A 23,204-nucleotide genomic window follows, 5' to 3' on the forward strand; every position below is an offset into this window, starting at 1 on the left:
GTGTAGCGTTTCTCCATGGTCGCGACACCGCCTGAGCCCAAGACGCTGAGCGGCCGGCTCGTCCGCTTGGAGCCGTTCAGCGCCTCAGACGCAGACGAGTTGGCCGAACTCGTACTCGACCCGCGCCTGCACGAGCACGGCTTCGCCATGTATCCCCCGCCCAGGAGCTACGCCGAGGCCCTCCGGCGCGTCTATTCCGCTTGGGCCGCGCAACCCGCCGCACACGCGGCCCGCGTGACGTGGGTGGTGCGGCTCACCGGCGACGGTGACCTCGGCCCGGCCGGAACGCTCGTCGGCGCCTCGTCCCTGGGGGAGGCAGAGCCGGAGAACGAGGCGGTGCACCTCGGCTGGACGGTCTACGGCCGCCGCTGGTGGGGCACCCTCGTCAACGCGGAGACGAAGTACCTGCTCCTCAGGGAGGCGTTCGAGAACCTGGGGTTCGGCCGTGTGCGGCTGCAGACGGATGCCCTCAACCTCCGCAGCCAGGCGGCCATCGAGAAGTTCGGCGCGACCCGGGAGGGCGTACTGAGGCGACACAAGGTGCGCGCCGACGGCACCTTCCGCGACACCGTCGTCTATTCGATCCTCCGCGACGAGTGGCCGGCCGTGAAGACCGGGTTGGAGAAGCGACTGAGCGCCTAGCTCGCGGCCCAGATCGGGGTCGAGGGATGGCAGAGCTAGAGTCACAGTCAGGCACGATCGCTGAAGGGAACAACCCATGCACACCACGCACCTCGGCCGCTCCGGTCTCCAGGTCTCTCGACTCGTCCTCGGCACCATGAACTTCGGGCCACACACGTCGGAGGAGGACGCGCACGCCATCATGGACCGCGCCCTCGACGCCGGTATCAACTTCTTCGACACGGCCAACGGCTACGGAGGCAAGGGTCACCGCGGACGCACGGAGGAGATCGTCGGTCGCTGGTTCAAGAAGTCCGGCCGCCGCGACGAGGTGGTCCTCGCCACCAAGTGCTACGGCACCACCCTGGACGAGGACCGGCCCAACTTCTCCAAGCTCTCGGCGGTGAACGTCCGGCGTTCAGCGATCGCATCGCTCCAGCGCCTGCAGACCGACCACATCGACCTCTACCAGATGCACCACGTGGACCGCGCCACGTCCTGGGAGGAGATCTGGCAGTCCATGGACCGCCTGGTGGCAGCGGGCGACATCGTCTACGTCGGGTCCTCGAACTTCGCCGGCTGGCACATCGCTGCGGCGGTGGAGGCCGCGAAGGCACGCCACAGCCTGGGTCTGGTGAGCGAGCAGTCCCTCTACAACCTGGCCGCGCGCACCGTCGAACTCGAGGTGCTGCCCGCCGCCCGGCACTACGGGCTGGGTGTCATCCCGTGGTCGCCGCTCGGGGGCGGGCTGCTGGGTGGTGTCCTGCAGAAGATCGAATCCGGCCGGCGAGCCGACGAGCAGATGCTGCGGCGCGTCGCGGAGATGCGCGAACAACTGGAGGCGTGGGAGTCGTTCTGCCGCGAACTGGGCGAGCAGCCCGCCGATGTGGCGCTCGCGTGGCTGCTGCACCAGGACGGCGTCACGGGCCCGATCATCGGTCCTCGCACCATGGAGCAGCTCGACGGCGCGCTCCACGCCCTGGAGATCAGCCTGGACGAGTCGGCCCTGGCACGGCTCGACGAGATCTTCCCCGGCCCCGGCGGACCGGCCCCGGAGGCCTACGCCTGGTGACCGGTCAGGGAGAGGAGAGCGGCCAGCAGGAGGTCGCGACCCGTTCTTCTGTCGAAGTGTTCCAGATCCTCGCCGACCGGTATCACGTGGCGCCCATGCCGGTGCTCGAGGCACGCGACCTGGTGGACACCCGCCACCCCCTCGGGGAACCCAAACGGTTCCTGCGGGTCCAGCTGCCGCCCGAGATGACCTACCGCACCGGGGACCACCTCGCGCTCCTCCCCCGCAACCCGGACAACCTGGTGGGGCGCGTCGCGGCCCGCCTCGGCCTGGAACTGACGCAGAGCGTCACGCTGGAGAAGGGGCGACGGGGGCTCCCCATCGGCGTCCCACTGACGGTGCACCAACTCCTCACCGAATTCGTCGAGCTGCGCTTCCCGCCCAGCGCCATCAGCGTCGCGAAGCTCGCCGACCACGCCTCAGACGACGGTGAGCGGTACCAGCTCGCTGCTCTCGCGGCCCTGAGCCGCGAGGAGTTCCGCGAGCAGGTCACCCAGCCGGAGCGCACCGTCCTGGACCTCCTCGAGGAATTCCCCTCCTGCGCCCTCACCCTCGACGCGTACCTGGACCTCGTGCGCCCCATCCGGCTGCGCAGCTACTCGATCTCCAGCTCTCCCCTGGACCGGCCGCACGAGGCTGAACTGCTGGTCTCCTTCCTGGACGAACCGCATCGCGCGGGCCTCGGCACGTACACCGGGGTGGCCTCCGCCTTCCTCTGGGGCGTGGAGGCCGGCGACGTGCTCCATGCCAGGACGGTCTCCTGTCAGGAGCCTTTCCGGCTGCCCGACGACCCGTCGATCCCCGTCATCCTGATCAGCGCCGGCACGGGGCTGGCCCCGTTCCGAGCCGCCATCGCGGATCGCAGGCACGCCCCACGCGGGACCGTGCTGTGTTACTTCGGTTGCCGGCACCCGGACGTCGATTTCCTCCACCGCGAGGAGTTGGAGGCGGCCGACGCGGCCGGTGTGATCAGCCTGCGTCCCGTCTTCTCGCGCGCGGCCCACGACGGCGTGCGGTACGTCCAGCACCGGATCGCGCGCGAGGGCGACGAGGTGTGGCGCCTGCTCGAGCAGGGCGCGCACGTGCGCGTCTGCGGCGACGGCCGGTACATGGCCCCCGACGTACGCGCCGGCTTCCGGCAGCTGTTCCGGGACCACACCGACGGATCCGAGGAGGACGCCGAGGCGTGGCTGCACGACCTGATGATCAGCGGCCGCTACGTCGAGGACGTCTGGGCCGGCTGAGGAGGTCTCCGGGGTCATGCAACGGCGGCCCCCCTCAGCGCCCCGTCGACGGCTGTGCCAAGGTGGAGGCATGCAGAAGTCAACATTGGGTAAGACTGGCCGCGACATCGGGGTCGTCGGCCAGGGGTGCTGGCAGTTCGGTGGCGATTGGGGCGACGTCGGCGACGACGCGGCCATGGCCGTCCTCCACACGGCGGCCGACGAGGGCGTCACCTTCTTCGACACCGCCGACGTCTACGGCGACGGCCACAGCGAGGAACTCGTCGGCCGGTTCCTGAAGGAGCGCGCCGACGATTCGATCATGGTCGCGACGAAGCTCGGCCGCCGCGCCAGCCCGCACGTGCCGGAGACGTTCACCCGCGAGAACCTGCGCGCCTGGAACGACCGCTCCCGCGCTCTCCTCGGGCTGGACACCATCGACCTGGTGCAGCTGCACTGCCCGCCGACGCCCGTCTACTCCGACGACACGGTCTTCGACGTGCTCGACGAGATGGTCGAGGAAGGACGGATCCGCAACTACGGCGTGTCCGTCGAAACGGTCGACGAGGCGATGACGGCCCTCGCCCGCCCCGGCGTGGCGAGCATCCAGATCATCCTCAACGTCTTCCGCCGCAAGCCACTGGAGAAGGTCCTGCCCGCGGCGATGGAGGCCGGCGTCGGCATCATCGCCAGGGTCCCGCTCGCCAGCGGCCTGCTGACCGGCAGGTTCACCGAATCCACCACCTTCGCGCCGCAGGACCATCGGACATACAACCGGCACGGCGAATCGTTCGACCAGGGCGAGACGTTCAGCGGCGTGCCCTACGACGTCGGGGTCGCGGCCGCCCGCGAGTTCGCGTCGATCGTGCCGCAGGGCGTCACCCCGGCCCAGTTCGCGCTGCGCTGGATCATCGACCAGCCCGGTGTTTCCGTCGTGATCCCCGGCGCCAGCCGGCCGGACCAGGCGAAGGCCAACGCGGCCGCCGGCTCCCTGCCGCCCCTGACCCGGGAACAGCTCGACGCGTGCGAACGGATCTACGACGAGTACATCAGGAGCCACGTCCACGACCGCTGGTGACGGCGTGCACGCCTCAGTGCTTGAAAACCCGCACCGGACCGACGACCCGCAGGCCCACCCGGGCACCGAGCACCGGGGTCTCGTTCCCGTGGACGCGCGCCCGCACCGACAGCGGCCCGCCGGCCCAGCCCTGCACGTCGCCGGCGACATCCAGGTCGACGACCGCGTCGTGACCGAAGAAGCGCACGGTCGTGACGACGCCGGTGACCGCCCCCTGCTCGGGGGGCGTGAGCCGGATCTGTTCCGGCCGCAGCAGCACGTCGACGGGTCCCCTCGGCACGAACCCGACCACCGAGAGCGTCCCCAGGCCTGAACGCACCTCCGGGCCCACGCCCTCGCCGCGCACCATGACGGCGTCGCCCATGAACGCCGCCACCTGAGGGTCGATCGGCTCGCCGTAGATGATGCGGGGCGCGGCCACCTGGAGCACATGACCCCCGCGCAGCACCGCCACCTCGTCGGCGAAGGACAGCGCCTCCCCCTGGTCGTGGGTGACGAGGATGACCGTCGCGCCGGCGGCGCGGAGGGCCCGCGCGGTCGCTTCCCGCGTCGCGTGCCGCAGGGTGGTGTCGAGGGAGGAGAACGGCTCGTCGAGCAGCACGACGCTCGGCCGCGGCGCCAGCGCCCTGGCCAGGGCCACGCGCTGCTGCTGTCCGCCCGAGAGTTGGGCGGGGTAGCGGCCGGCGACCTCGGGCGGCAGTTCGACGAGCTCCAGCAGCTCGGCGACCCGGTCCTGGTTGGCCCGCTCGCGCCCCCGGAGACCGGCACGGGGCAGGCCGAACGCGACGTTCCCCGCCACGCTGAGGTGCGGGAACAGCGCCCCCTCTTGACGGACGTAGCCGACGCCGCGTCGCTCGGGCGCCACCCAGGTGCGCGGGCCGGCGACGATGCGGCCCCCGACGCTGATCTCCCCCGCCGTCGGCCGGAGGAAGCCGGCGACGGCGCGCAGCAGCGTCGTCTTGCCGGATCCGGAATCGCCGAGGATCGCGGTGATCGCCCCTTCGGCGACGCGCAGGCTCACCCCGTGGAGGATCTCGCTGGCCCCGTATCCGGCGCGGAGTTCGCGCACCAGCACCTCGCTCATCTCGTGGCCCTTCTGTCGTGGGTGATCTGGCGCCGGAGCACGACCGTCAGCGGCACCGACAGCACGATCATCACCGCCGCGTACGGCGCGGCGGCCGCATAGTCGAGTTCGTCGCTGGCCGCCCAGAACGACAGCGCCAGCGTGTCGGCGCCGGTGGGGGCGAGCAGCAGCGTCGCGGTGAGTTCGGTGGAGATCGCCAGTGCCACCAGCACGAAACCGGCCAACACCGACGGTGCCGCCAGGGGCAGCACCACCCTCCGGAACACGCCCGCGCCGCCCTGTCCCAGCGAGCGCGCGGCCTCCGCCAGTTCCGGTGGGGCCGCCGCCAGCCCCGAGCGGAGGGAGACCATCGCACGGGGCAGGAAGAGCACTGCGTACGCCATTACCACGAGGGCCACGGTCTGGTAGAGCCCGGGGGCCCAGGTCACGGCGAGGCCGACGAGCGCCAGCGCCACGACCACGCCGGGCAGCGCGCTACCGACGAAGGTGGCGCGCTCGAGGAGTGTGGCGACCCAGCCGCCGCCCCTGCTCAGGAGCAACGCTCCGGGGAGAGCCACCACCACCGCCGTGAGGCCGCCCAGGACCGCCAGCCCGAGCGTCGATCCGGTGACGCGGAGGAGGTCGTCGGCCACGGCCCCCGACTGGCTCGTCCCGGTGAGGAGCCACCGGAGCACCAGCACCACCGGTACCGCAGTGGACAGGGCGGTCAGGAGCGTGAGCCCGGCGAGCGCCGGCCACGTCCACCTACCCAGCGGCACCCGCGACGGCGGCCGCATGCTGCCAGCACCGATCCGGGCGACGCGCCGCGAGCCGCGGCCCACGACCTCGAGCGTCAGCAGGCCGAGGCAGAGCAGGAGGAGGACGGAGGCCAGGAGCGAGCCCTGGGCGTCGCTGAAGCCGACGGCGTACTGCTGCAGGATCGCCGTGGTGAAGGTCTGGTAGCGCATCATGGCCAGCACGCCGTATTCGGCGAGGAGGTGGAGGGCCACCAGCAGGGCCCCGCCGCTCAGGGCGGGGCGGAGACGAGGGAGGACGGCCCGACGGAAGGCCGCGAAGGGGCCCAACCCGAGGGAGCGCGCCGCCTCCTCCTCGCCCTCGTCGAGCGCCCGCAGCAACGCGGCCACCGGCAGGAAGACGAACGGGAAGTAGGCCAGCGTGGTGACCAGCGCGGCACCGCCCAGACCGACGAGGGCCGGCTGCCAGGAGATCCAGGCGTAACTGGCCACGAAGGCGGGGACGGCGAGGGGCGCCAGCATCAGGGCGCGCCAGACGCCGGCGCCGGGGAGGTCCGTGCGCTCCACCAGCCAGGCCGCCCCCGTACCGATCACGACCGCCAGCGGCAGGGTGATGGCCATGAGCGCCGCCGTGTTGGTCAGCAGCATCCCGATCCGCGGCCGGAAGAGATAGGCGGCCGCCACTGACCAGCCCACCCCGAACCCACTGGCCACCGTCACGACGATGGGGAGGAGGACGACCGCCGCGACGAGGGCGGCGGCCACCTGGAGCCAGGGGCGGCTAGAGGATGCTGGCATCGGTCATCAGCTTGGTGACCTCATCCGAGTTCAGCGTGAACGGGTCCACCGGCGGGTTGTCCAGGCTCTCCAGCGGCGGGAGCGCAGGGTCAGAGGCGACGCCCACGCCCACCGCGTACTCCATCGACTTCGAGTCGACAAGCACCTTCTGGCCCTCGGGCGAAGTGATGTAGGCGAGGAACTGTTGGGCCTGCTCGGCCTTGTCGCTGCTGGCCAGCACGCCGCCGGCCGACAGGGAGACGAAGGCGCCCGGGTCCTGGTTGCCGAAGTAGTGCAGCTGTGTGTTGCCCGAGCCCTCCTTGGAGCCGGCCTGGTCGCGGTACCAGTAGTAGTGGTACATGACGCCCACCGGCACCTCGCCCGCGTTGACCGCCTTCATCGTGGCGATGTTGTTCTGGTAGGCGTTGGCGCCCCTCTGCAGGGCGACCAGCCAGGCGGCGGTCTCCTCCTCGCCGCGGTCGGCGAGCATGCCGGCCACGATCGCCTGGAAGTCGGCCCCGCCGGGGGCGCAGCCCCAGCGGCCGTCCCAGGCGGGATCCGCCAGGTCCATCATCGACTTCGGCAGTTCCGCCTCGCCGATCTCAGAGGTGTTCCAGCACAGCACCGTGGAGCGGGCCGCGATCGCGATCCAGTCGGTGCTGCTCGGCGCCATGGTGCTCGGCACCTGCTCGAGCGTGGCGGCGGCCACGGGCGCGAGGAGGCCGGCGCGCTGCACCACCGTCATGGCCGGGGAGTTCTCCGTGAGGAAGACGTCGGCGGGGCTGCGGTCCCCCTCCTGCACGATCTGGTGGCCCATGGACGAATCGGAACCCCTGCGCACCTGGGTCTTCACCCCGGTGGCCGCCGTGAAGGCCTCCGCCCAGGCCTTCGTCACGTTCTCGTGCTGCGAGGAGTAGATGAGGAGCGCCTCGGGGTCCGCGACGAACTCCTCACCGCCGTCGTCGCGGCTGCACGCTGCGACCGCGAGCGGGGTGAGTGCGAACGCGGTGAGGAGGAGGCGTCGGCTGAGATGGGGGGTCACGGGGTGGTCCTCTCGGGGGTGGGGGAAGTACGGCGGAGGGGGACGAGGAGGTCCTGGAGCCGGGCGATGGGGGTGGCGGTGACGCGCCAGAGCAGCACGCCCACGATGAGGGCGGCGACGGTGCGCACCAACCCGTGGTCGGTGATGGTCCGCGACACCAACGTCAGGACGTGGAACTGGATGAGGTAGATGTGCAGGCTGGCGGCGGCAAGCACCGTCACGACGGGGACGACCAGCCGGGGCAGCGGGACGCTGCGCACCAGCGCCAGGGCGATGATGCCGCCCGCGATCACCAGGTTGCGGGCCGTGTCGTCCGGGAAGTACCCGAGGGTGCCCAGCAGCGCCAGCGCCAGCGTCAGCTCCGTGCGACGACGGGTGTGGGCGACGGCCAACGCCATCCCGGCGGCGAACAGCCAGAAGACGGTGGGCAGCACGCCGCGCATCGGGCCGTCGTGCTCGAAGCTGAGGATGATGAAGCGCGCCAACAGACCGACGAGGAGCAGCCCCATCGAGACCCGCCAGGGGTCCTCAGTCCAGCGCCGGGCGATGGCGGGCCACGACAGCAGCGCGGTCACCACCAACACCGCCAGCACCAGGACATCGACGAACCACAACTCGTTGCGGCCGGGCGTGGAGATGTTGCCGGTGGCCCAGTTCACCAGGAAGACGTTGCCCCAGCCGTAGCGCCCGTAGGCCATGCCGATGAGGGCGGTGACGACGGTGGGTACTGCCACGCCGATGAGCAGCCTGGCGCCGGCGCGCCAGCGGGCCACGGCCCCGGCTGCGGAGAGGCCGAACATCGCCGTGCTGTAACCGGCGACGGCCATGAGGGTGTGGGCACCGCCGAGCACCCGGAACAGCTCGGCGTGCGAGCCGCAGATGATGATCGCCGCGATGGCGCGCAGGACCACGGAGATCTCGACGCGCGGCCAGCGCCGGCGCGACGCGGGCGGGGCGTCGTCCAGAGCGGCGGAGTCCACGAGGCTGCGCACGGGGCGGTGGTGCCAATCCGCAGGCAGGTCGCCGAGCAGCGAGCTGAGCCGGGCCGAGGCTTGGACGTGGGTGAGGGAGTCCCCGCCCAGGGCGACGAAGGACCGGTCGAGGTCGACGTCGGGCAGGCCCAGCACGTCGCGCAGCACCCCGGCGACACGGACGGCGACACCGGGGGCGTCGATCCGCTGCCGCGAATCCGCGCATTCCTCCGGGTCCGTGGCCCGGACGAGGGCGTCGCAGCCGGCGCGGTCCACCTTGCCGTTGGTCAGACGGGCCAAGGGGAGGACGCCCACCCGGATGTGGCCTACGCCGACTCCGGCGGCGTGGCCGGCGAGGCGTCGGACCCGGCTGGCGGTGGCCCCCGCGTCCTCTCCGGGCACGGGTTCGACGGCGACGCGCAGGCCGGTGTCGTCCCCGGTGACGCACACCACCAGGCCGTCGTGCTCGAGGGTGGTCTCGACACGGGCCAGGTCGATGCGCAGCCCCAGCACCTTGACGAATCCGGAGCGTCGCCCGACGATGCGCAGCAGGCCGCCGTCGAGCACTCCGAGGTCGCCCGTCCGCAGCTCGGTGACCATGCGGCCCAGGGCGAGGTCGTCGGGGTGTTGCGCGTATCCGAGCATCACGCCGGGGCCGGTCACGACGATCTCGCCGCTGGTGCCGTCGGATTCGGGCACCGCACGGTCCAGCCGCACCTCGGTCCCGGGAACAGGGGTGCCGACGGTGCCCGGCGACGACAACGTGGCGTTCGGCGACTGGATGGCGATCCGCGCGGTGGCCTCGCTCTGGCCGTACATGACCGCGACCCCCCAGCCGTGGCGCGCTCCCAGCTGGGCGGTGCGTCGCACCCGGTCCTCCCCCATGCGGCCGCCGGCCTGAGTGACGAGCCGGAGGGACGGGTGCGGGCGATCGAGGACCCCGGTGGTCTCCATGAGTTCCACCATGTGGGGGACGACGGCCAGCGTCGAGACGCCCGCGTCGACGGCGCTCCAGAAGTCGTCGTCGAGCACGGAGCCGCGGGTCAGGGCGACCGACGCCCCCACCGCGAGGTGGCTGTGCAGGACGGACAACCCGAAGCAGTAGTGCAGCGGGAGGCTCGTCGCACCGCGATCGTGTGCCGTCAGGGCGAGCGCCGCCGCGATGGCGTGGGCGTTGGAGGTGAGGTTGGCGTGCGACAGCCGCACGAGCTTGGGGGAACCGGTGCTGCCGGATGTGCTGAGGAGCAGCGCGAGATCCGGGTGGAGGAGGTGTCGCGGCTCCGGATCCTTGTGGAGGGCGGCGATGTCACCGTCGACCAGCTGCAGGTCGGCCGGCCAGGCCCGGCGCACGGCTTCTGCGGCGTGGCCCTCGGGCAGGAGCAGCACGACGTGGTCGGCCTCGAGCAGGGCCAGGTAGCCGACGATGTCGTCGACGGTGGGGCGCAGCTGGACGTGGGCGAGACGTCGGTCGCCCGTACGCAGGCCGACCGCCAGTTCGTCCACCCGCCGACGCAGCGTCGCGTGGTCGACGACCTCCCCGTCCCTGGCGATGAGCGCCGGCGCCGCGCCGGCGACGCGCTGGGACAGAGGGAGCGGACTCAGGGCCCGACCCTTGGTCAGCGTCCACGCTTCTTGCACCGGGTTAGGGTAACCTCACAAAAGTGATTTACACAAGCTAGGGGTAACTAAATTGATCACGGTGGCGGTCGACGTGTGGTGGGCAGACCTGCGCTCCGCCGACGTGGAGCGCGCCGCTGAGTTGCCGGCGGCGGAGCGGGCACGGTTGGAGGAGCTCGACGCGTCGGCAGATCGCGGGCGCCGCCTGTTGGGCGCGTTGCTGCTCCAGGAAGCGCTACGTACCGCGCGCGGCCTACCGCCGGGAGCCGCCGTCGAGCTCGACAGGACGTGTGAGACCTGCGGCGGTCCCCATGGCCGGCCGAGACCTTCCGACGGCCTGGGCCCCTTCGTCTCGGTCAGCCACTCGGGGCTCCTCGTCGCGGTCGCCGCCAGTTACCAGGCGGCTGTCGGCGTCGACGTGCAGCGCACAGCGGCTGCCGGGAAGACGTGGGACTGGGTTGTGGCAGAGGCGCGGTTCAAGGCGGGCCTTCCCGAAGGCGCCGGCACCGTGCTCCAGCTGGATCCTCCACTGGCCGGCTACACGGCCGCCCTGACGGTCGCGGCGGATGAAGCGCAGGTCGTCCATCACTGGCCACGGGCGTGAGCACCGCCGCCTGACCTGGCGCGGAGTGACGTCAAGCAGCGGGTTGGCGACAGTTCACCAATGAACTGCCGCCAACCCGTCCGATTTCAGGTCAGCTACTCCTGAATGCTCCTCACCGTCTCCCTGGCTGCATGGATCAGCTCAGCGGCTTGGGCTTCGGTCAACTTGTTGTTGGTGAATGCAGTGACCTGGTTGATGAAGGCGTTCAACATCTCGCCGGCCTGCTCTGCGTCTCCCTGCGAGACGAACTTCGCGGCGTTGTCGAGCTTCACCGTCAGAGCATGTGCATTGCCCTTGTTGAGATCAGCATCGGCCACGAGGTCCTTCAGGTCCGCGATCCGGTTCCTGTACTCGACGGTCACAGTGGCCACGGCCTTCTCGACGACGCCGTCGATCGTTCCTTCCACCGTGAAGACACCGGGCCCGTCGTTGCCATAGCTGGACGGATCGATGGCGTCCCAGACAACGGAACGCTCCTCGGAGACGACACCGGTGGCGTTGTAGTTGACGTCCACCGTCACGGTCTCAGGAAGCACAGGCGCAACGCCGGAAACCGTGTCCACAGTGACTGCCTCGATGCCCCGGATCCTGCTGATGCCGAAGAACCAGTCGAACACCGTGCCGCGATCCTCGTGGATGAATTCGTTGTAGGCGACCAACCAGGAGGAGTGCCCGCTGAACGTCCAGCCGTTGTACGGGTACTCGTGGAGAGTCACCTCAGGAAGGATCGTCAGCTCGTAGTCCGTCAGGAGATGTCCGACGGCGTTGAAGCGGTTGATCACGCCGTTGTAGGCGAAGTCACCCATGTCCACCCATTCCCACAGCGGCATGTGGGACACCGCGTCGGCGAACTCCGGGGTGCCGGGTCCGGTGCCTGCGCCGTACACCGCAGCCGCAACGTACTCGGGGTAGGCCCGCACGAAGGCCCAAGTGGAGGAGGAACCCATGGAGTAGCCGGTCATGTAGATGCGGTTGGGATCCACCTTCCCCTCGGCGATCCACTCATCGATCACTTCCTTGACGGCTGCGACATTGGTGCCACCGAAGCCGGCGGTGCGAGGCACGAGGACATGGGCGGGGAATTCCGTCCGGTTCTCGGGATTGGCCCACACCGTTCCACCGTTGCTGAACCGGGCAGGCGTGTAGTTGTCGTTGCCCTGCCCACCGCCGTGGAAGTAGACCACCAGCGGCAGCGGCCCTTCGGCCTCTTCGTTGATGAAGTAGGCGTAGTCCAGCCCGTCGTCGCTGGTGGCGTACTGGTACAGGTCCAGCACCGGGCTGACGACGCCGACCTGCTCGAACGCCTCGGGGACGAGGGTGGATCCGTCCACGTAGGCGATGGCTTCACCCTGGTACGTGACGGTGTACGACGCGTCGAGCGTGTACCCGTTGTCGATCGTCGTTCCGCCGTCACCCCATCCGACGTGGGGGAAATCCAGCACGATGTACTGGCCGGAATCGGACGGGTGGCCCCAGTCGTTGACCTCGCTGGTGTAGACGCCGGCCACCTCACGGGGGCCGTCGTAGATGACGACCGTCGGGTCTACCTTCCGCGTGGAGACCACATGGACATCGAAGTCGTCGGCAGACAACGAGGAGCCGTCCACCGGCTTGCCGGCGTCGATGATGACAGCAGCGACGCGCTCCTCGAAGGCGAAGTTCTCATTCCTCAGGATGAAGGGAAGGGCAGAGCCCTCCTCTCCCGCGGCGGAAAGCACGGACAGGTTGACGAACAGTAATGCACCAATCAGGGACAATATGCCCAGTCTTTTCTTTGACATGTACAAGCAACTCCTTCTCAATGATGTTTTCAGTAACCAATTGGACGAGTACTCTTCAGCAGTTATCGATGGATCACCTCATTCCGATGGATGAGTTCTCAGGATCTCGGTGGACTGATCGGCCCGCTGCGGGCCGCCGTGCGGAGCGGTGTGATTGGGGGCGGTCGGCCTGGTTGGCGTCCGTGACGTACAGCCTTGGAAGCTTCCTTGCTTCAGCCACGTGCGGCCCAAGTTACCTAGATTTGTCCGGTCACGCAACAAAAGATTCGAGATTTCTTTCCCGGCCCTGCCGGCCCGACGCGGTCTCGCGGGAGCCGTCAGCCCTTGACGGCGCCGGCCATGACTCCGGAGACCAAATGCCTCCCTGCTAGGGCAAACACGATGAGCAGCGGTGCGGCAACCAGGAAGACGCCGGACATGACCAGGCCGGTGTCCGTTGTGAAGGCCCCACGCAGCTGCGGGATGACGAGGGGCATCGTGAGCTTGGAGCGCATCACGATCGCCGGCCAGAAGAAGCTGTTCCAGGAGCCCACGAACGTGAACAACCCCAGCGTCGCCGCCGCCGGACGGGCGGCGGGCATCGCGATCGACCAGAAGGTGCGGAACATCGACGCGCCGTCGACACGAGCCGCCTCGACGAGTTCGAACGGCAGCGCCTCCTGCAGGTACTGCGTCATCCAGAACACACCGAATGCGCTGACCAGAACGGGGACCGTCAGTGCGATGAGCGAGTCGATCCACCCGAACTCGTTCATCATGATGAACATGGGCACGGTGCCGATCTGGGAGGGGATCGCCAGGGTGGCGATGACGGTGACGTAGAGCGCCTGCCGGCCGCGGAACGTCAGCTTCGAGAAGGCGAACCCGGCGAGTGTGGAGAAGAACACCGTCGACAATGTCACCGACACCGCGACGAGTACCGAGTTGGCGAATGCCATCCAGAAGCTGAACTGGGAAGCGCTGAAGACCTCACCGAAGTTCTCCAGGAGCGTGAGGGTCGGCAACCACTTGGGCAGGTTGCCGACTGCCCGCGAGATCTCCTGGGTGGTCGACGAGCCGTACATCGCGGAGGCGTACAGCGGGAAGACGGACACGAGGAGCACGATCGTCAGCAGCCCGTAGGTGATCCAGCCCGGGCCGCGGCCGGAGGAGGTGTGCGCCGGGACGGGTCGCCCCTTCGCGGCACGCTTGCGGGCGTACCTGGCGGCGCCACGCCCCGCGGTGTTCTCAATGAAGGCCGTGCTCATCGGTCCCCTCGTTTCTTGGTGTCGATTTCGGCGGGTGCGACCACGCCAACCCCTAGGGCGTTGCCCTGCGACGACGCCGCTTCGGTGCGGAGCCGGGCCACCACTGCTTTGTGCTGGGCCCTCGACGCGCGACCGACCGTCGCCTTCGATGAGGAGATGGAACGGGTGAAGAGGAAGTTGATGAGGGAGACGATGGCGATGATGAAGGCGAAGATCCAGCCGACGGCCGCCGCCTGACCCAGCCGGTCCTGCCAGTCACCGAAGCCCAGGTTGAAGAGGTAGAGCACGATAGTGGTCCACTGATTGTCGGCACCGCCCTGGCCGCCACCGGTACCCGAACCATCGAACATGCGGGCTTCGTCGAAGATCTGGAGGCCGCCGATGGTCATGGTGAGGATGACGAAGATCATCGTCGGACGGATACCGGGGATGGTGACGGAGAAGAACTGGCGGAAGCGGCTCGCGCCGTCGACCGTTGCCGCCTCGTACAACTCGCGCGGCACCGCCTGCATGGCGGCCAGGAAGATGAGGGCATTGTAGCCCGTCCAGCGGAACACCACCATCGAGCCGATGGCGATGTGCGACAGCAGGCGATCCTGGAAGAACGGTGAGTTCAGGCCCGTCAACAGCCCCATGTCCTGCAGGTTGGGCACGAGGAGGCCGAACTGACCGAACACCTGGCCGAAGATCATCGCGGTTGCGACGGGCATCACGACGAACGGTACGAGCACGCTCATCCGCCAGAAGGTCCGGGCGCGCAGGTTCTGGTCGAGGACCACCGCGATCAGCAGGGCCAGCACGAGCTGCGGCACCCCGCCCCACAGGAAGATGGAGAAGGTGTTCTCCAGAGACCGCCAGAACAGGGGCTGCTGCAGCACCCAGGTGAAGTTGTCGATACCGACGAAATCACCCATACCGGCGCGGCGATGCCAATCGTGGAGGGCGACGACGATGTTGAAGAAGAGAGGGAACACCCCGAAGATCGCAAAGAGGATGAAGAAGGGCGAAACGTACAGGTAGGGCGCAACCTTGAAGTCCCACCGGGACAGCTGCTGTCCCCACCCCACGCGTCTGATGACCCGCGCTGAAGCAGGAGTGGATGCCATTGTTGAGGGCCTTTCCGAGGTGATGGTCCAAGGTGCCGCCGGCCGGGCCGGGCCTCGCGCGGAGTCCCGGCCCGACCAGGTGCGGCCCGTGGACGTGGGTCACGGGCCGCGCCGCGGTCGATCAGCCGGCCGTGTCGAAGCCGAGGGCTTCGAAGTTCTTCACCACCGAGTCCCAGGCCTGCTCGGGCGTCGTGTCGCCGGATTCGACGAGTCGGATGCCGTCGGTGACCAGGGTCTGGATGCCGGCGAAGTTCTCGCCACGGAAACCTCCCGCGGCGGCGTCGCCGGCCTTCTCGGCAAGTTCACCGTAGATCTGGCCGACACGCTGGCCGCCGAAGAAGGGGTTCTCCGCCTCGGCGATCTCCGGGCTGGACATCGCTTCGAGCTGCGAGGGGAACTGGCCCGTCGTGTTGAACCATGCGACGGCGGCATCAGCCGAGGTCAGGTAATCAGCGAGTTTCACGCCCCACTCGGTGTTCTCGCCCGTGGCGGGGACGGCGAAGAACGAACCGCCCCAGTTGCCCCCACCGTCGGGGAACGAGCTGGCGATGCGCCAACCTTCGATGCCATCGGCGTTCTCGGCGATGATGCCGGCCATCCAGGCCGGGGTGACGACCGTGGCCCACTGCTCGTTCTGGAAACCTGCGCCCCAGTCGTTGTGGCCGATGGCGATGCCCGCGGAGATGTCGTCCTGGGCGGCCTCGGCGAACATCATGAAGAGGTCCTTGACCTCCTCGTTGTCCGCGAGGTTGTACGGCTTGCCGGATTCCGGGTCCTCGAAGGCGGCCGGCAGCAGGTTGATCGCCGCCTGGAAGGCGTTGGTCAGCGAGTCGATGAAGTAGTTGTCGTTGTTGGCGACGTATTCGCGGCCCGCGTCGAGGTACGACTCCCAGGTGGCGCTGTCCCCGCCGATGAACTCGCCGAACGACTCGGGATCAGTGGCCACACCGGCGGCTTCGGTCATGTTCTGGTTGAACGCGATCGCCAGCGGGCCGATGTCCGTGCCGTAGCCGGTGATCTTGCCGTCGACCGAGCCCTGCTTGACCTTCCAGTCCACCCAGCGGTCGGGGATCTCGGGCAGTTCCACCCAGTCCTCGGGGACCGACATCATCTCGGTCCACCAGTCGAGTTCGATGAGGTGGACGTCGGAGAGTCCTGCACCGTCGGCGGACAGGCCGTTGCGGAGTACTTCCTGTGCCGACGCGCCGTCGGGGAAGGAGTTGACGACAACCTTGATGCCGTTCTCCTCCTCGAAGGAGTCGAGGAGTTCCTGCGGGAAGTCCATCCACGCCGCCACCGTGATTTCCTCCGGCTTGTTGGCATCGTTCGCCTCACCGGCCGTCCCGCCGTCGTTTCCACCTCCCCCGCAACTGGTGAGCATGAGGGCAGCGACGGCTGAGAGCGTCACTGCTCCGATGAGCTTCTTCTTGATCCGCATCATTTCGTTCCTTTCGTCTGTGGGAGGGATGGAATCAGTGCGTTCCGGCAGGGGCGATCGAGGCGACCGCCCAGGCCGGGAGTTCTATGTCGATGGCGAGGACACCGTCGGCGTCAGCCTTCAGGCTGCGGCGGTCCAGACCGTCAGCGACGGCCTTGAGGTCCGCAACCTCCTGGCGGGAGAGGTTCAGGGGTTCGCCCATCTGGTGCCATGCCTCGGGGGCGTTGCCGTGGTCCCACGCGAGGATCTCCACCTCGTAGCCGCTTCCCGGAGCGAGGCCGGAGACGGTGTGTGAGATCCGCCGGGCGGGACCCTCCTCGTGGTGCCGACGGGCGTCTGAGTAGCTGTTCGCACCGCCGACCGACTTCGCACCCATGGAGTCCGGGTAGTTGAAGAAGACCGCCGCGACGCCGCCGTCGGTGTGAGTGATGACCCCGTGCTCGGTCTGCAGCAGCAACGCGGAACCCAACCGGTTCAGCATCCTCATGGCATGGAACGTCGGCTTGTGGATGCCCTGTTCGTTGACGAAGCCGAAGCCACCATGGAAGGGACCGATCCCCCCGCCCCCCTCCTCGAAGACATCGGTGAAGGTCCAGTAGGAGATGGAATCGGCCAGCTCATGGGACTGCAGGAACGCGCGCGTGATGTAGGTCGCCGCGAAGAGCGTGTCGTGCATGAAGTCGCGACTGGAAGGCGACGTCGACCATTCGGTGATGTGCACCTCGGCCTCCGGATAGGGGCTGGCGGTGATGAGGTCGCGGAGCATGAGGAGGTCGTCACGGGTCGCGTCCCGGTTGCGGCTGATCGAGCGGCCGACGCCCTGGGTGTCGAACGCGTAGTCCGTGGGGTACAGGTGGGTGGAGATGAAGTCGATCGGCAGGTCCCGCTCGGCGCAGTAGTCGATGAGTTCATTGATCCACACGGGCTTCCACGGCAACACATCCGGGTCCGGGGCCTGCGCGGTGGCGGCCTCGACGGACTTATCGTGGTACTCGCCGTCGTAGCGGGCATCGGGCACGAACACCGACGACGACGGGCCCCCCACCTTGAGCCGGGGGTCGATCCCCTTGATCGCCCGGACGGTGGCCTCGTAGAGCTGGAAGTACTCGGTCTTCGTCCCTGTCCAGAAGTGCGGCACGAGGTTCGGCTCGTTCCACACCTCGAACGGCCAGGTGCGCACCTCGTCGATGCCGTAGCGCTCGATCCAGTGGTTGACGGTCGTGGTGACCAGTTCCACCCAGGCACTCATGTCCTTCGGCGGGCTGCAGTGCGCCTTCCACCAGAACAGGGTTTCCGTCTGCGTCGCGAGTTCGCGGGGCATGAAGCCCAGCTCCACGAACGGACGGGCACCGGTGTCGAGGATGGCGTCGAAGACCTTGTCGACGTAGGCGAAGGTGTACACCGGCTTAGCAAGAGGGGTGGGCGGGCCGAAGCCACCCCCGTTGGATGCGCGGTAGACAAACATGTCGTCGTGGAAGACGCCGTGGAACCGGACGTAGCGCGCGCCCAGTACCTCAACCGCCTCACGGAAGTGCGCCTGCCAGTCCACCCGCAACGCCTCGTTGGCGCGCCCGGCTCCGACGCACTCATTCCAGATATGGCGAAGGGTCCGAACGTGGGGCGTCTGTCCATCGATCAGAACGGTGGCGGCGGGGGCGTCTACCGGCATTGGTACTTCCTCTGTGAATCCGCGGCGCCTCTGCCGCTGGATGGAAACTATTTCGAAACTTTTTCTGCTTTTGTTTCGTCGCAACCCTATATCGCCAACGGTTCACTGTCCACACTTCTGAGGAATTCGTTCGCTTGGCGTCGACCTGGCAAACGCAATGCGAAACTTTTTCGGATACCATCGGCATATGTCGAGCGAACACACGAGGTCGAGGGACGGCAGCGGCCGGAGGCCCACGCTGGCGGACGTGGCCGTGGCCGCCGGGGTCTCGAGAGCGACGGTCTCCAAGGCGCTCAACGGCCGCGGTGACATAGCGGAGGCCACGCGCGAACGCGTGCTGACGGCCGTCGCGGAACTCAGGTACCGGTCGACGACTGCCCCAAGGGTTGCGCCGGACCGCGGGGCGCTGGTCGTCGTCTTCGATCTGCCGGCTTCTCCCTACATCATGGGCGTCCTCGACGGGGTACTCGGCGAAGCCACGGACCGTGGGGTCGATCTCTTGATGCGGCTGGCGCCCGAGCTGGAATCGCGACGCCGACATGCGGTTGCGCGGGAGTGGATCGCCGACCAGCGCGCCGTCGCCGGCGTCATCGGCCTCACCTTGTCGCAGCCCGGCGCGCTCATCACCGCGGCGAGCGACGCAGGCATCCCCTTCGTCATCGTCGACCCAGTCGACACCAGTCACAAGAAGTTGGTGAGCATCGGGTCGAGTAACTGGGCGGGCTCACGAGCGGCCACCGAGTACCTCGTCGGTCTGGGCCACCGGCGCATCGCCTGGATCGGCGGGCCGGACGCCTCCGACGCGGCACAGGACCGCCTTTACGGCTACCGAGCGGCTCTCGACTCGGCCGGCCTGGAGGTCGATCCAGCGCTCGTGACGTCCGGGCCGTTCGCTGCCGCGGAAGGCGCCCGGCACGCGCGGGAACTGCTCACCTCGCCTGAACCCCCCACGGCCATCCTGGCCGCCGACGACGAACTCGCGCTCGGTGTTCTGGCGACCGCCCGCCTCCTGGGCGTCCACGTCCCGGAACAGCTCAGCATCATCGGTTTCGACGACACCGCCCAGACCGCGTGGACGACGCCACCGCTGACCACAGTCCACCAGCACCTCGACGGCATGGGGCGCATGGCGGTCGGAGCGTGCCTCGCCATGGCGGAGGGCCATCGGCCCGCGTCGTCGCACATAGAACTCGCCACGTCTCTGACGGTGCGCGAGAGCACAGGCCCTGCACCCACCGGCGGATCGGCCTGATTCAAGGCCTGGCCGATCCGGCGGACGGAGCCAGCGTCGCCAGGATCCGAGCTATGCGTGAGCAATTGGATGGGGTCACTGGACCAGTCGGACGTTGTCCCCGGTGAGGTTGGCGCGGAAGCCGCCGTCGACCACCGTCACGCTCCGCAGCACCACCCCGTCGGGCAGGCCCTCGATGGCGTACTCGAACGTGATCAGTTCCCGCACCACGTCTCCCAGCAGGTCGGAGACGAAGCGTGGGGCGCCGACGTCGATGGAGGTCGGCACCATCACGAGCTTGCCTCCGACGACATCGACGGTGCCGGTGGCCGCCACGGGGAGGCTGCGGCCCAGGGCCTCCACCGTGGTGTCGACGCGCGCCTCACCTCCACCGGCCGCGCTCAGCGTGGTGTTCGGGTTGATCTGCGCGGCCACGACATGGAACGGCACCGTTGCCGTCAGGTCGAGGTGCCGCGCGACGAGCCCCTCAGGCCCTGACGTGACGTCGGTGCCGGTGCCGACGACGTCGCGCAACGGGGTGCCCGCGGCGAAGACCGAACCGGCGTTGAGCAAGATGTCTCCGAGCCACACCTCGTTCTCCTCGAGGTCTGCAGGCGGAGTGACTTCGCCGGTTGGTCCGGCCGTCGTCGACGTGTCGTCGCTCGGCGGGGCGCCGGTGGGGTCGACCGGTCGCGTCACCGACAACCAGAACAACACGAGTGCGAGCAGCACGATGCAGAGCATCGCGAGGGCGCCGATGGCCCAGTCGAGCACGCGTGATCGGAGCCGGCGTCGCGGAGCGGGAACCAGGTGGCTCCCTCCCCCGAACGGCTCATCCGTAACAGCGCCGGGCGAGTAGGCGTGGCTGCCGTGCGTCTGTGGCGGCCCGTCAGGAAACTGCACGTGCTTTCCTGACGCGCGGGCGCCTCTCGCGCAGGATGTCCGACGGCCAACTGCTGAAGGTCCCCACCAGCGTGATCAGCGACGGGACGAGCAGCGCCCGGACGATGAACACGTCGATCAGGATTCCCACCCCCAGCAGGAAGCCCAGCTCGTGGAACGGGCCCAGCGGGACGAGCGCCAGGAGCCCGAAGCTGGCGGCCAGCGCCAGGCCCGCGGAGGTGATCGCGCGGGTCGACTCCGGGGTGGCGACGAGGAGGGCGTCCCTCATCGACCGGTTGCGTGCCTCCTGCCAGATGTGGCCGACCGCGAAAATGTTGTAGTCAGACCCCAGCGACAGCAGGAGCACCGACGCGGCGAAGGGGACGTAGAACGTGAGGTCGTCGTGCCCGAGGAAGTCCTGGAAGAACAGCACCGACAGACCCAGCGTCGCCCCGAGCGCCAGGACGCTGGAGGCGAGGAGGTACAGCGGGGCGATCAGGGCACGCAGGAAGATGACCAGCAGGAGCAGGTTGACGGCGATCGCGACGATGGCGATCCGGAAGAGGTCGTTGGTGGTGTCCGCGATGACTCCTGAAGCCAACGCGGTGTCGCCGCCGACGTGCGTGGTGACCTCGCCCAGCCCCGCACCAGCGGCGAGCTGTGGAAGGGCGGCTTCCACGCGCCCCAGCGTGTCGATCGCCGTCGCCTCCAGTGGCGTGCTGTCGAGGATGACCAGGAAGCGCACGGCGTCACCCGACTTCGCGGTGAAGGCGCCGACGTCGTCCGCGGCCGGGAGGTCGCCGGGGCCGATCACGCCGGCCACTCCTGGTTGGGTCTTGAGGGCCTCACCGAACTGGGCCACCTCATCGGGCTTCTCCCCCACCCCCGGTGACTCGACCACGATCTCGGTCGGGGACACGATGCCCGGAGCGAATCCCTTGCCCGCCGCGTCTGCTGCCTGCTGCGCGCTGGTGGTCTCCGGCAGGGATTGGACGAATCCGAGGCCGAGGTCGAGGTTGCGCGCCTGGTAGGCGGCGACGCCCAGACCGGCCACACACACCAGCACCAGGACCAGGGCGGAGCCACGGTTCGCCACGGCCCTGGTGAGGAGGGAAGGCCTCTCACGCATCTTCGTGGGTGTGGCTGCCAGGGTTCGGGGCCAGAACGCGCCTCGACCGAGGATGGCCAGCAGGGCGGGCACGAGGGTGACGGCCACCACGAGCCCGGTCAGGACGGTGAGCGCGAGCGCGGGCCCGAACCCCCGGAAGAGGGGGGACTGGGCGACGAGGAGCGAGGCTGTTCCCGCCGCGACAGTGATGCCGGCCACAGCGACGATGGGCGTGACGGAAGCGGTGGCCAGGCGGGCCGCCTCAAGGCGGCCGTGGCCCTCCCGCAGTCTGCTGCGTAGGCCGGAGAGGTAGAAGATGCAGTAGTCGGTGACGATGCCGAGGAGCAGCGCGACGATCAGCGGCCGCAGGTCTGCCGGGATCGACACATCCATGATGGTCGCGGCCCAGCCCGAGACGCCGAGTGTGACGAACACCGCAGCCCCCACCGAGACGAGCGTCAGGGCGGGCGCTGCCAGCGAGCCGAACGTCAGCGCCACGATCGTCAACACCGCGAGGACGGTCACCGCCTCGACGATGTGGACGTAGGAGTTCAGGACGAGGCCCTGGGCCGCGCGCGCCGGGATGGAACCGGTGACGCCCACGTACCCGTCGGATGGGTCCGTCAGCTGCTCCGCCGCGAAGTCCTCAACGATTCGGGTCTGCTCGAAGAAGTTCAGCGTGGGGTCGGCGAACACGTAGGTGAGGACGGTCGTGTTCTTCTCGGCGGCACCGGGGAAGGCTCCCTCGGCATTGGGGACCGGGATCGCGCCCAGCAGCGGGGTGTCGTACTTGCCTTGGTTGATGGCGATGCCGCGCATGACGGCCTCGGCCTGGACCACTGGGGGCAGGCCCTCCGGGTTGCGCTGCACGATCGCCGCCCGGCTCAGGAGGGGGAACTCGAACAGTTCCATGGACCGCTGCTCGGCCGCGAAGCTGTCGTCGTCGGCGCCGAGCGCCTCGATGTCGTTGGCGGTGCCCTGCATCGGGGGAAGGAGCAGTGTCGCCGCGACAGCCGCCGCCACCCAGCCGATGACGATCACCCAGCGCAGGGCGACGATCGCCCGGGCGTAGCCGTACCAGACAGTGGCCATGAAGCCGCGCCGGGGCTCCCCCTCGAGCGGCGCAGGTGCGTGGGTCATGGGGTCTCGCTGGGGGTAGGCGACGGAGAGCCGGACTCGCTGGCCTGCGGCGACTTCCCGGCCTGCTCAAGGCATTCCTCTGACGCCCCGTCGGCCACCTCGCGAGCATCCTGGAGGCGGTCGAGGGCCTCCTGCAGGGCGCGTGCGTCCTGTGATTCGGCGCCCTTGGCGAGATCCTCGACGGCCTTGTCGACCTCGACGTTGTACTCGGCCGCCCGCACGCACGCCTCAGAGACGTCGCCCGACCCAGTGGAGGCATCCGCGGTGGGAGACGCCGACGGGGTGGGGCTTGCGCTGATCACGGACTGTGCCTCCAGTGGGGTGGCCCAACCGATCCCCAGGAGGACGACGCCGGCGGCTGCGGCCAGCGCGATCCCTGCCAGGAGTCCGATCAGGAGCATCACCCAACCGCTCAATGGATTGCCACTTCGGCGCGACGCGCTCCGGTGCTCGCCAACTGTCATCGATCCTCCTGGTGGTGTGATCGTCATCGGCCCCATGGGGAACAGCAGTACTGCGATGGTACGGGTCAAACGCGAAGTGCATCGCGCTTTCGCGAAGGATCACGACGCGAAACGACCCCCAAGGAATACACCAGGATGGGTCCAGGGCGCGGGGGCGCAGGTGTTCGGCCAACGGCCCGTGCTCACGGAAGGAGCCGGAAACGGTGCCCGCACCGACGACAAGCATCGGCAGCCATGTGGCATAGAACGCAGCCCGCGAGCTGGGCTTCGAACTCACCGCGGACGCCATCGTCACGGGACTGCGCAAGCTGCCCG

18 protein-coding genes are annotated in these 23,204 nt (G+C 68.8%); 6 read left to right on the plus strand and 12 right to left on the minus strand.

What is annotated here, in order from left to right; translation table 11 throughout:
• The first annotated feature begins 15 nt into the window (after nt 1-15).
• From H5393_RS11540 to H5393_RS11555, 4 genes are all read left to right on the plus strand, one after another.
• Nucleotides 16-642, plus strand: a complete 627-nt coding sequence (locus H5393_RS11540) for a GNAT family N-acetyltransferase (protein WP_182766770.1) — start codon at nt 16-18, stop codon at nt 640-642.
• A 76-nt stretch (nt 643-718) separates the two neighbouring features.
• Nucleotides 719-1,693 carry an aldo/keto reductase gene (locus H5393_RS11545; RefSeq protein WP_182766771.1) on the plus strand — a complete coding sequence of 325 codons (975 nt, stop codon included), beginning with the start codon at nt 719-721 and terminating at the stop codon, nt 1,691-1,693.
• A complete protein-coding gene (locus H5393_RS11550; RefSeq protein ID WP_182766772.1) occupies nt 1,690-2,937 on the plus strand; it encodes a hypothetical protein in 1,248 nt (415 codons plus the stop codon). The genes H5393_RS11545 and H5393_RS11550 overlap by 4 nt, the downstream gene beginning before the upstream one ends.
• 70 nt (nt 2,938-3,007) lie before the next feature.
• A complete protein-coding gene (locus H5393_RS11555) occupies nt 3,008-3,994 on the plus strand; it encodes an aldo/keto reductase (protein ID WP_182766773.1) in 987 nt (328 codons plus the stop codon).
• A gap of 13 nt (nt 3,995-4,007) precedes the next feature.
• On the opposite strand, the gene H5393_RS11560 is transcribed toward H5393_RS11555, so the two are convergent.
• From H5393_RS11560 to H5393_RS11575, 4 genes are read right to left on the minus strand one after another with little or no spacing between them, the layout of a single operon-like run.
• Nucleotides 4,008-5,078 (minus strand): ABC transporter ATP-binding protein, encoded by a 1,071-nt coding sequence (locus H5393_RS11560; protein ID WP_182766774.1) that lies wholly within the window; start codon nt 5,076-5,078, stop codon nt 4,008-4,010.
• Nucleotides 5,075-6,610 carry an iron ABC transporter permease gene (locus H5393_RS11565; RefSeq protein WP_182766775.1) on the minus strand — a complete coding sequence of 512 codons (1,536 nt, stop codon included), beginning with the start codon at nt 6,608-6,610 and terminating at the stop codon, nt 5,075-5,077. The genes H5393_RS11560 and H5393_RS11565 overlap by 4 nt, the downstream gene beginning before the upstream one ends.
• Nucleotides 6,594-7,631 carry an iron ABC transporter substrate-binding protein gene (locus tag H5393_RS11570; RefSeq protein ID WP_182766776.1) on the minus strand — a complete coding sequence of 346 codons (1,038 nt, stop codon included), beginning with the start codon at nt 7,629-7,631 and terminating at the stop codon, nt 6,594-6,596. The genes H5393_RS11565 and H5393_RS11570 overlap by 17 nt, the downstream gene beginning before the upstream one ends.
• Nucleotides 7,628-10,240, minus strand: coding sequence for an AMP-binding protein (locus tag H5393_RS11575; RefSeq protein ID WP_182766777.1), 2,613 nt, complete (start codon nt 10,238-10,240; stop codon nt 7,628-7,630). Before H5393_RS11575 ends, H5393_RS11570 begins: the two co-directional genes overlap by 4 nt.
• A 61-nt stretch (nt 10,241-10,301) precedes the next feature.
• Here H5393_RS11575 and H5393_RS11580 point away from each other — a divergent pair, with 61 nt between their 5' ends.
• Complete coding sequence (locus H5393_RS11580) at nt 10,302-10,823, plus strand: 4'-phosphopantetheinyl transferase superfamily protein (RefSeq protein WP_182766778.1); 522 nt, start codon at nt 10,302-10,304, stop codon at nt 10,821-10,823.
• 95 nt (nt 10,824-10,918) lie between these two features.
• On the opposite strand, the gene H5393_RS11585 is transcribed toward H5393_RS11580, so the two are convergent.
• From H5393_RS11585 to H5393_RS11605, 5 genes are all read right to left on the minus strand, one after another.
• Nucleotides 10,919-12,604, minus strand: coding sequence for an Ig-like domain-containing protein (locus H5393_RS11585; RefSeq protein ID WP_182766779.1), 1,686 nt, complete (start codon nt 12,602-12,604; stop codon nt 10,919-10,921).
• Between the two features lie 317 nt (nt 12,605-12,921).
• Nucleotides 12,922-13,851: a carbohydrate ABC transporter permease gene (locus H5393_RS11590; protein ID WP_182766780.1), complete on the minus strand. Its 930-nt coding sequence runs from the start codon at nt 13,849-13,851 to the stop codon at nt 12,922-12,924.
• Nucleotides 13,848-14,957 (minus strand): carbohydrate ABC transporter permease, encoded by a 1,110-nt coding sequence (locus H5393_RS11595; RefSeq protein ID WP_182766781.1) that lies wholly within the window; start codon nt 14,955-14,957, stop codon nt 13,848-13,850. Before H5393_RS11595 ends, H5393_RS11590 begins: the two co-directional genes overlap by 4 nt.
• A 121-nt stretch (nt 14,958-15,078) precedes the next feature.
• Entirely contained in the window at nt 15,079-16,395 is a 1,317-nt protein-coding gene (locus H5393_RS11600) for an extracellular solute-binding protein (RefSeq protein WP_182766782.1), read from the minus strand.
• A 34-nt stretch (nt 16,396-16,429) separates the two neighbouring features.
• A complete protein-coding gene (locus H5393_RS11605; protein ID WP_182766783.1) occupies nt 16,430-18,064 on the minus strand; it encodes a beta-xylosidase in 1,635 nt (544 codons plus the stop codon).
• Between the two features lie 187 nt (nt 18,065-18,251).
• Between H5393_RS11605 and H5393_RS11610 the strand changes: the two genes are divergently transcribed.
• Nucleotides 18,252-19,316 (plus strand): LacI family DNA-binding transcriptional regulator, encoded by a 1,065-nt coding sequence (locus H5393_RS11610; protein ID WP_182766784.1) that lies wholly within the window; start codon nt 18,252-18,254, stop codon nt 19,314-19,316.
• Between the two features lie 75 nt (nt 19,317-19,391).
• Here H5393_RS11610 and H5393_RS11615 read toward each other — a convergent pair whose 3' ends face one another.
• From H5393_RS11615 to H5393_RS11625, 3 genes are read right to left on the minus strand one after another with little or no spacing between them, the layout of a single operon-like run.
• On the minus strand, nt 19,392-20,198 hold the full coding sequence (locus H5393_RS11615; RefSeq protein ID WP_220488384.1) for an LmeA family phospholipid-binding protein: 807 nt from the start codon (nt 20,196-20,198) through the stop codon (nt 19,392-19,394).
• Entirely contained in the window at nt 20,185-22,425 is a 2,241-nt protein-coding gene (locus tag H5393_RS11620; protein ID WP_182763141.1) for an MMPL family transporter, read from the minus strand. The genes H5393_RS11615 and H5393_RS11620 overlap by 14 nt, the downstream gene beginning before the upstream one ends.
• A complete protein-coding gene (locus H5393_RS11625; RefSeq protein WP_182763140.1) occupies nt 22,422-22,826 on the minus strand; it encodes a hypothetical protein in 405 nt (134 codons plus the stop codon). Before H5393_RS11625 ends, H5393_RS11620 begins: the two co-directional genes overlap by 4 nt.
• Nucleotides 22,827-23,204: the final 378 nt, after the last annotated feature.

The sequence above is a fragment of the Tessaracoccus sp. MC1756 genome (genome assembly GCF_014164735.1).
Taxonomy (GTDB): domain Bacteria; phylum Actinomycetota; class Actinomycetes; order Propionibacteriales; family Propionibacteriaceae; genus Arachnia.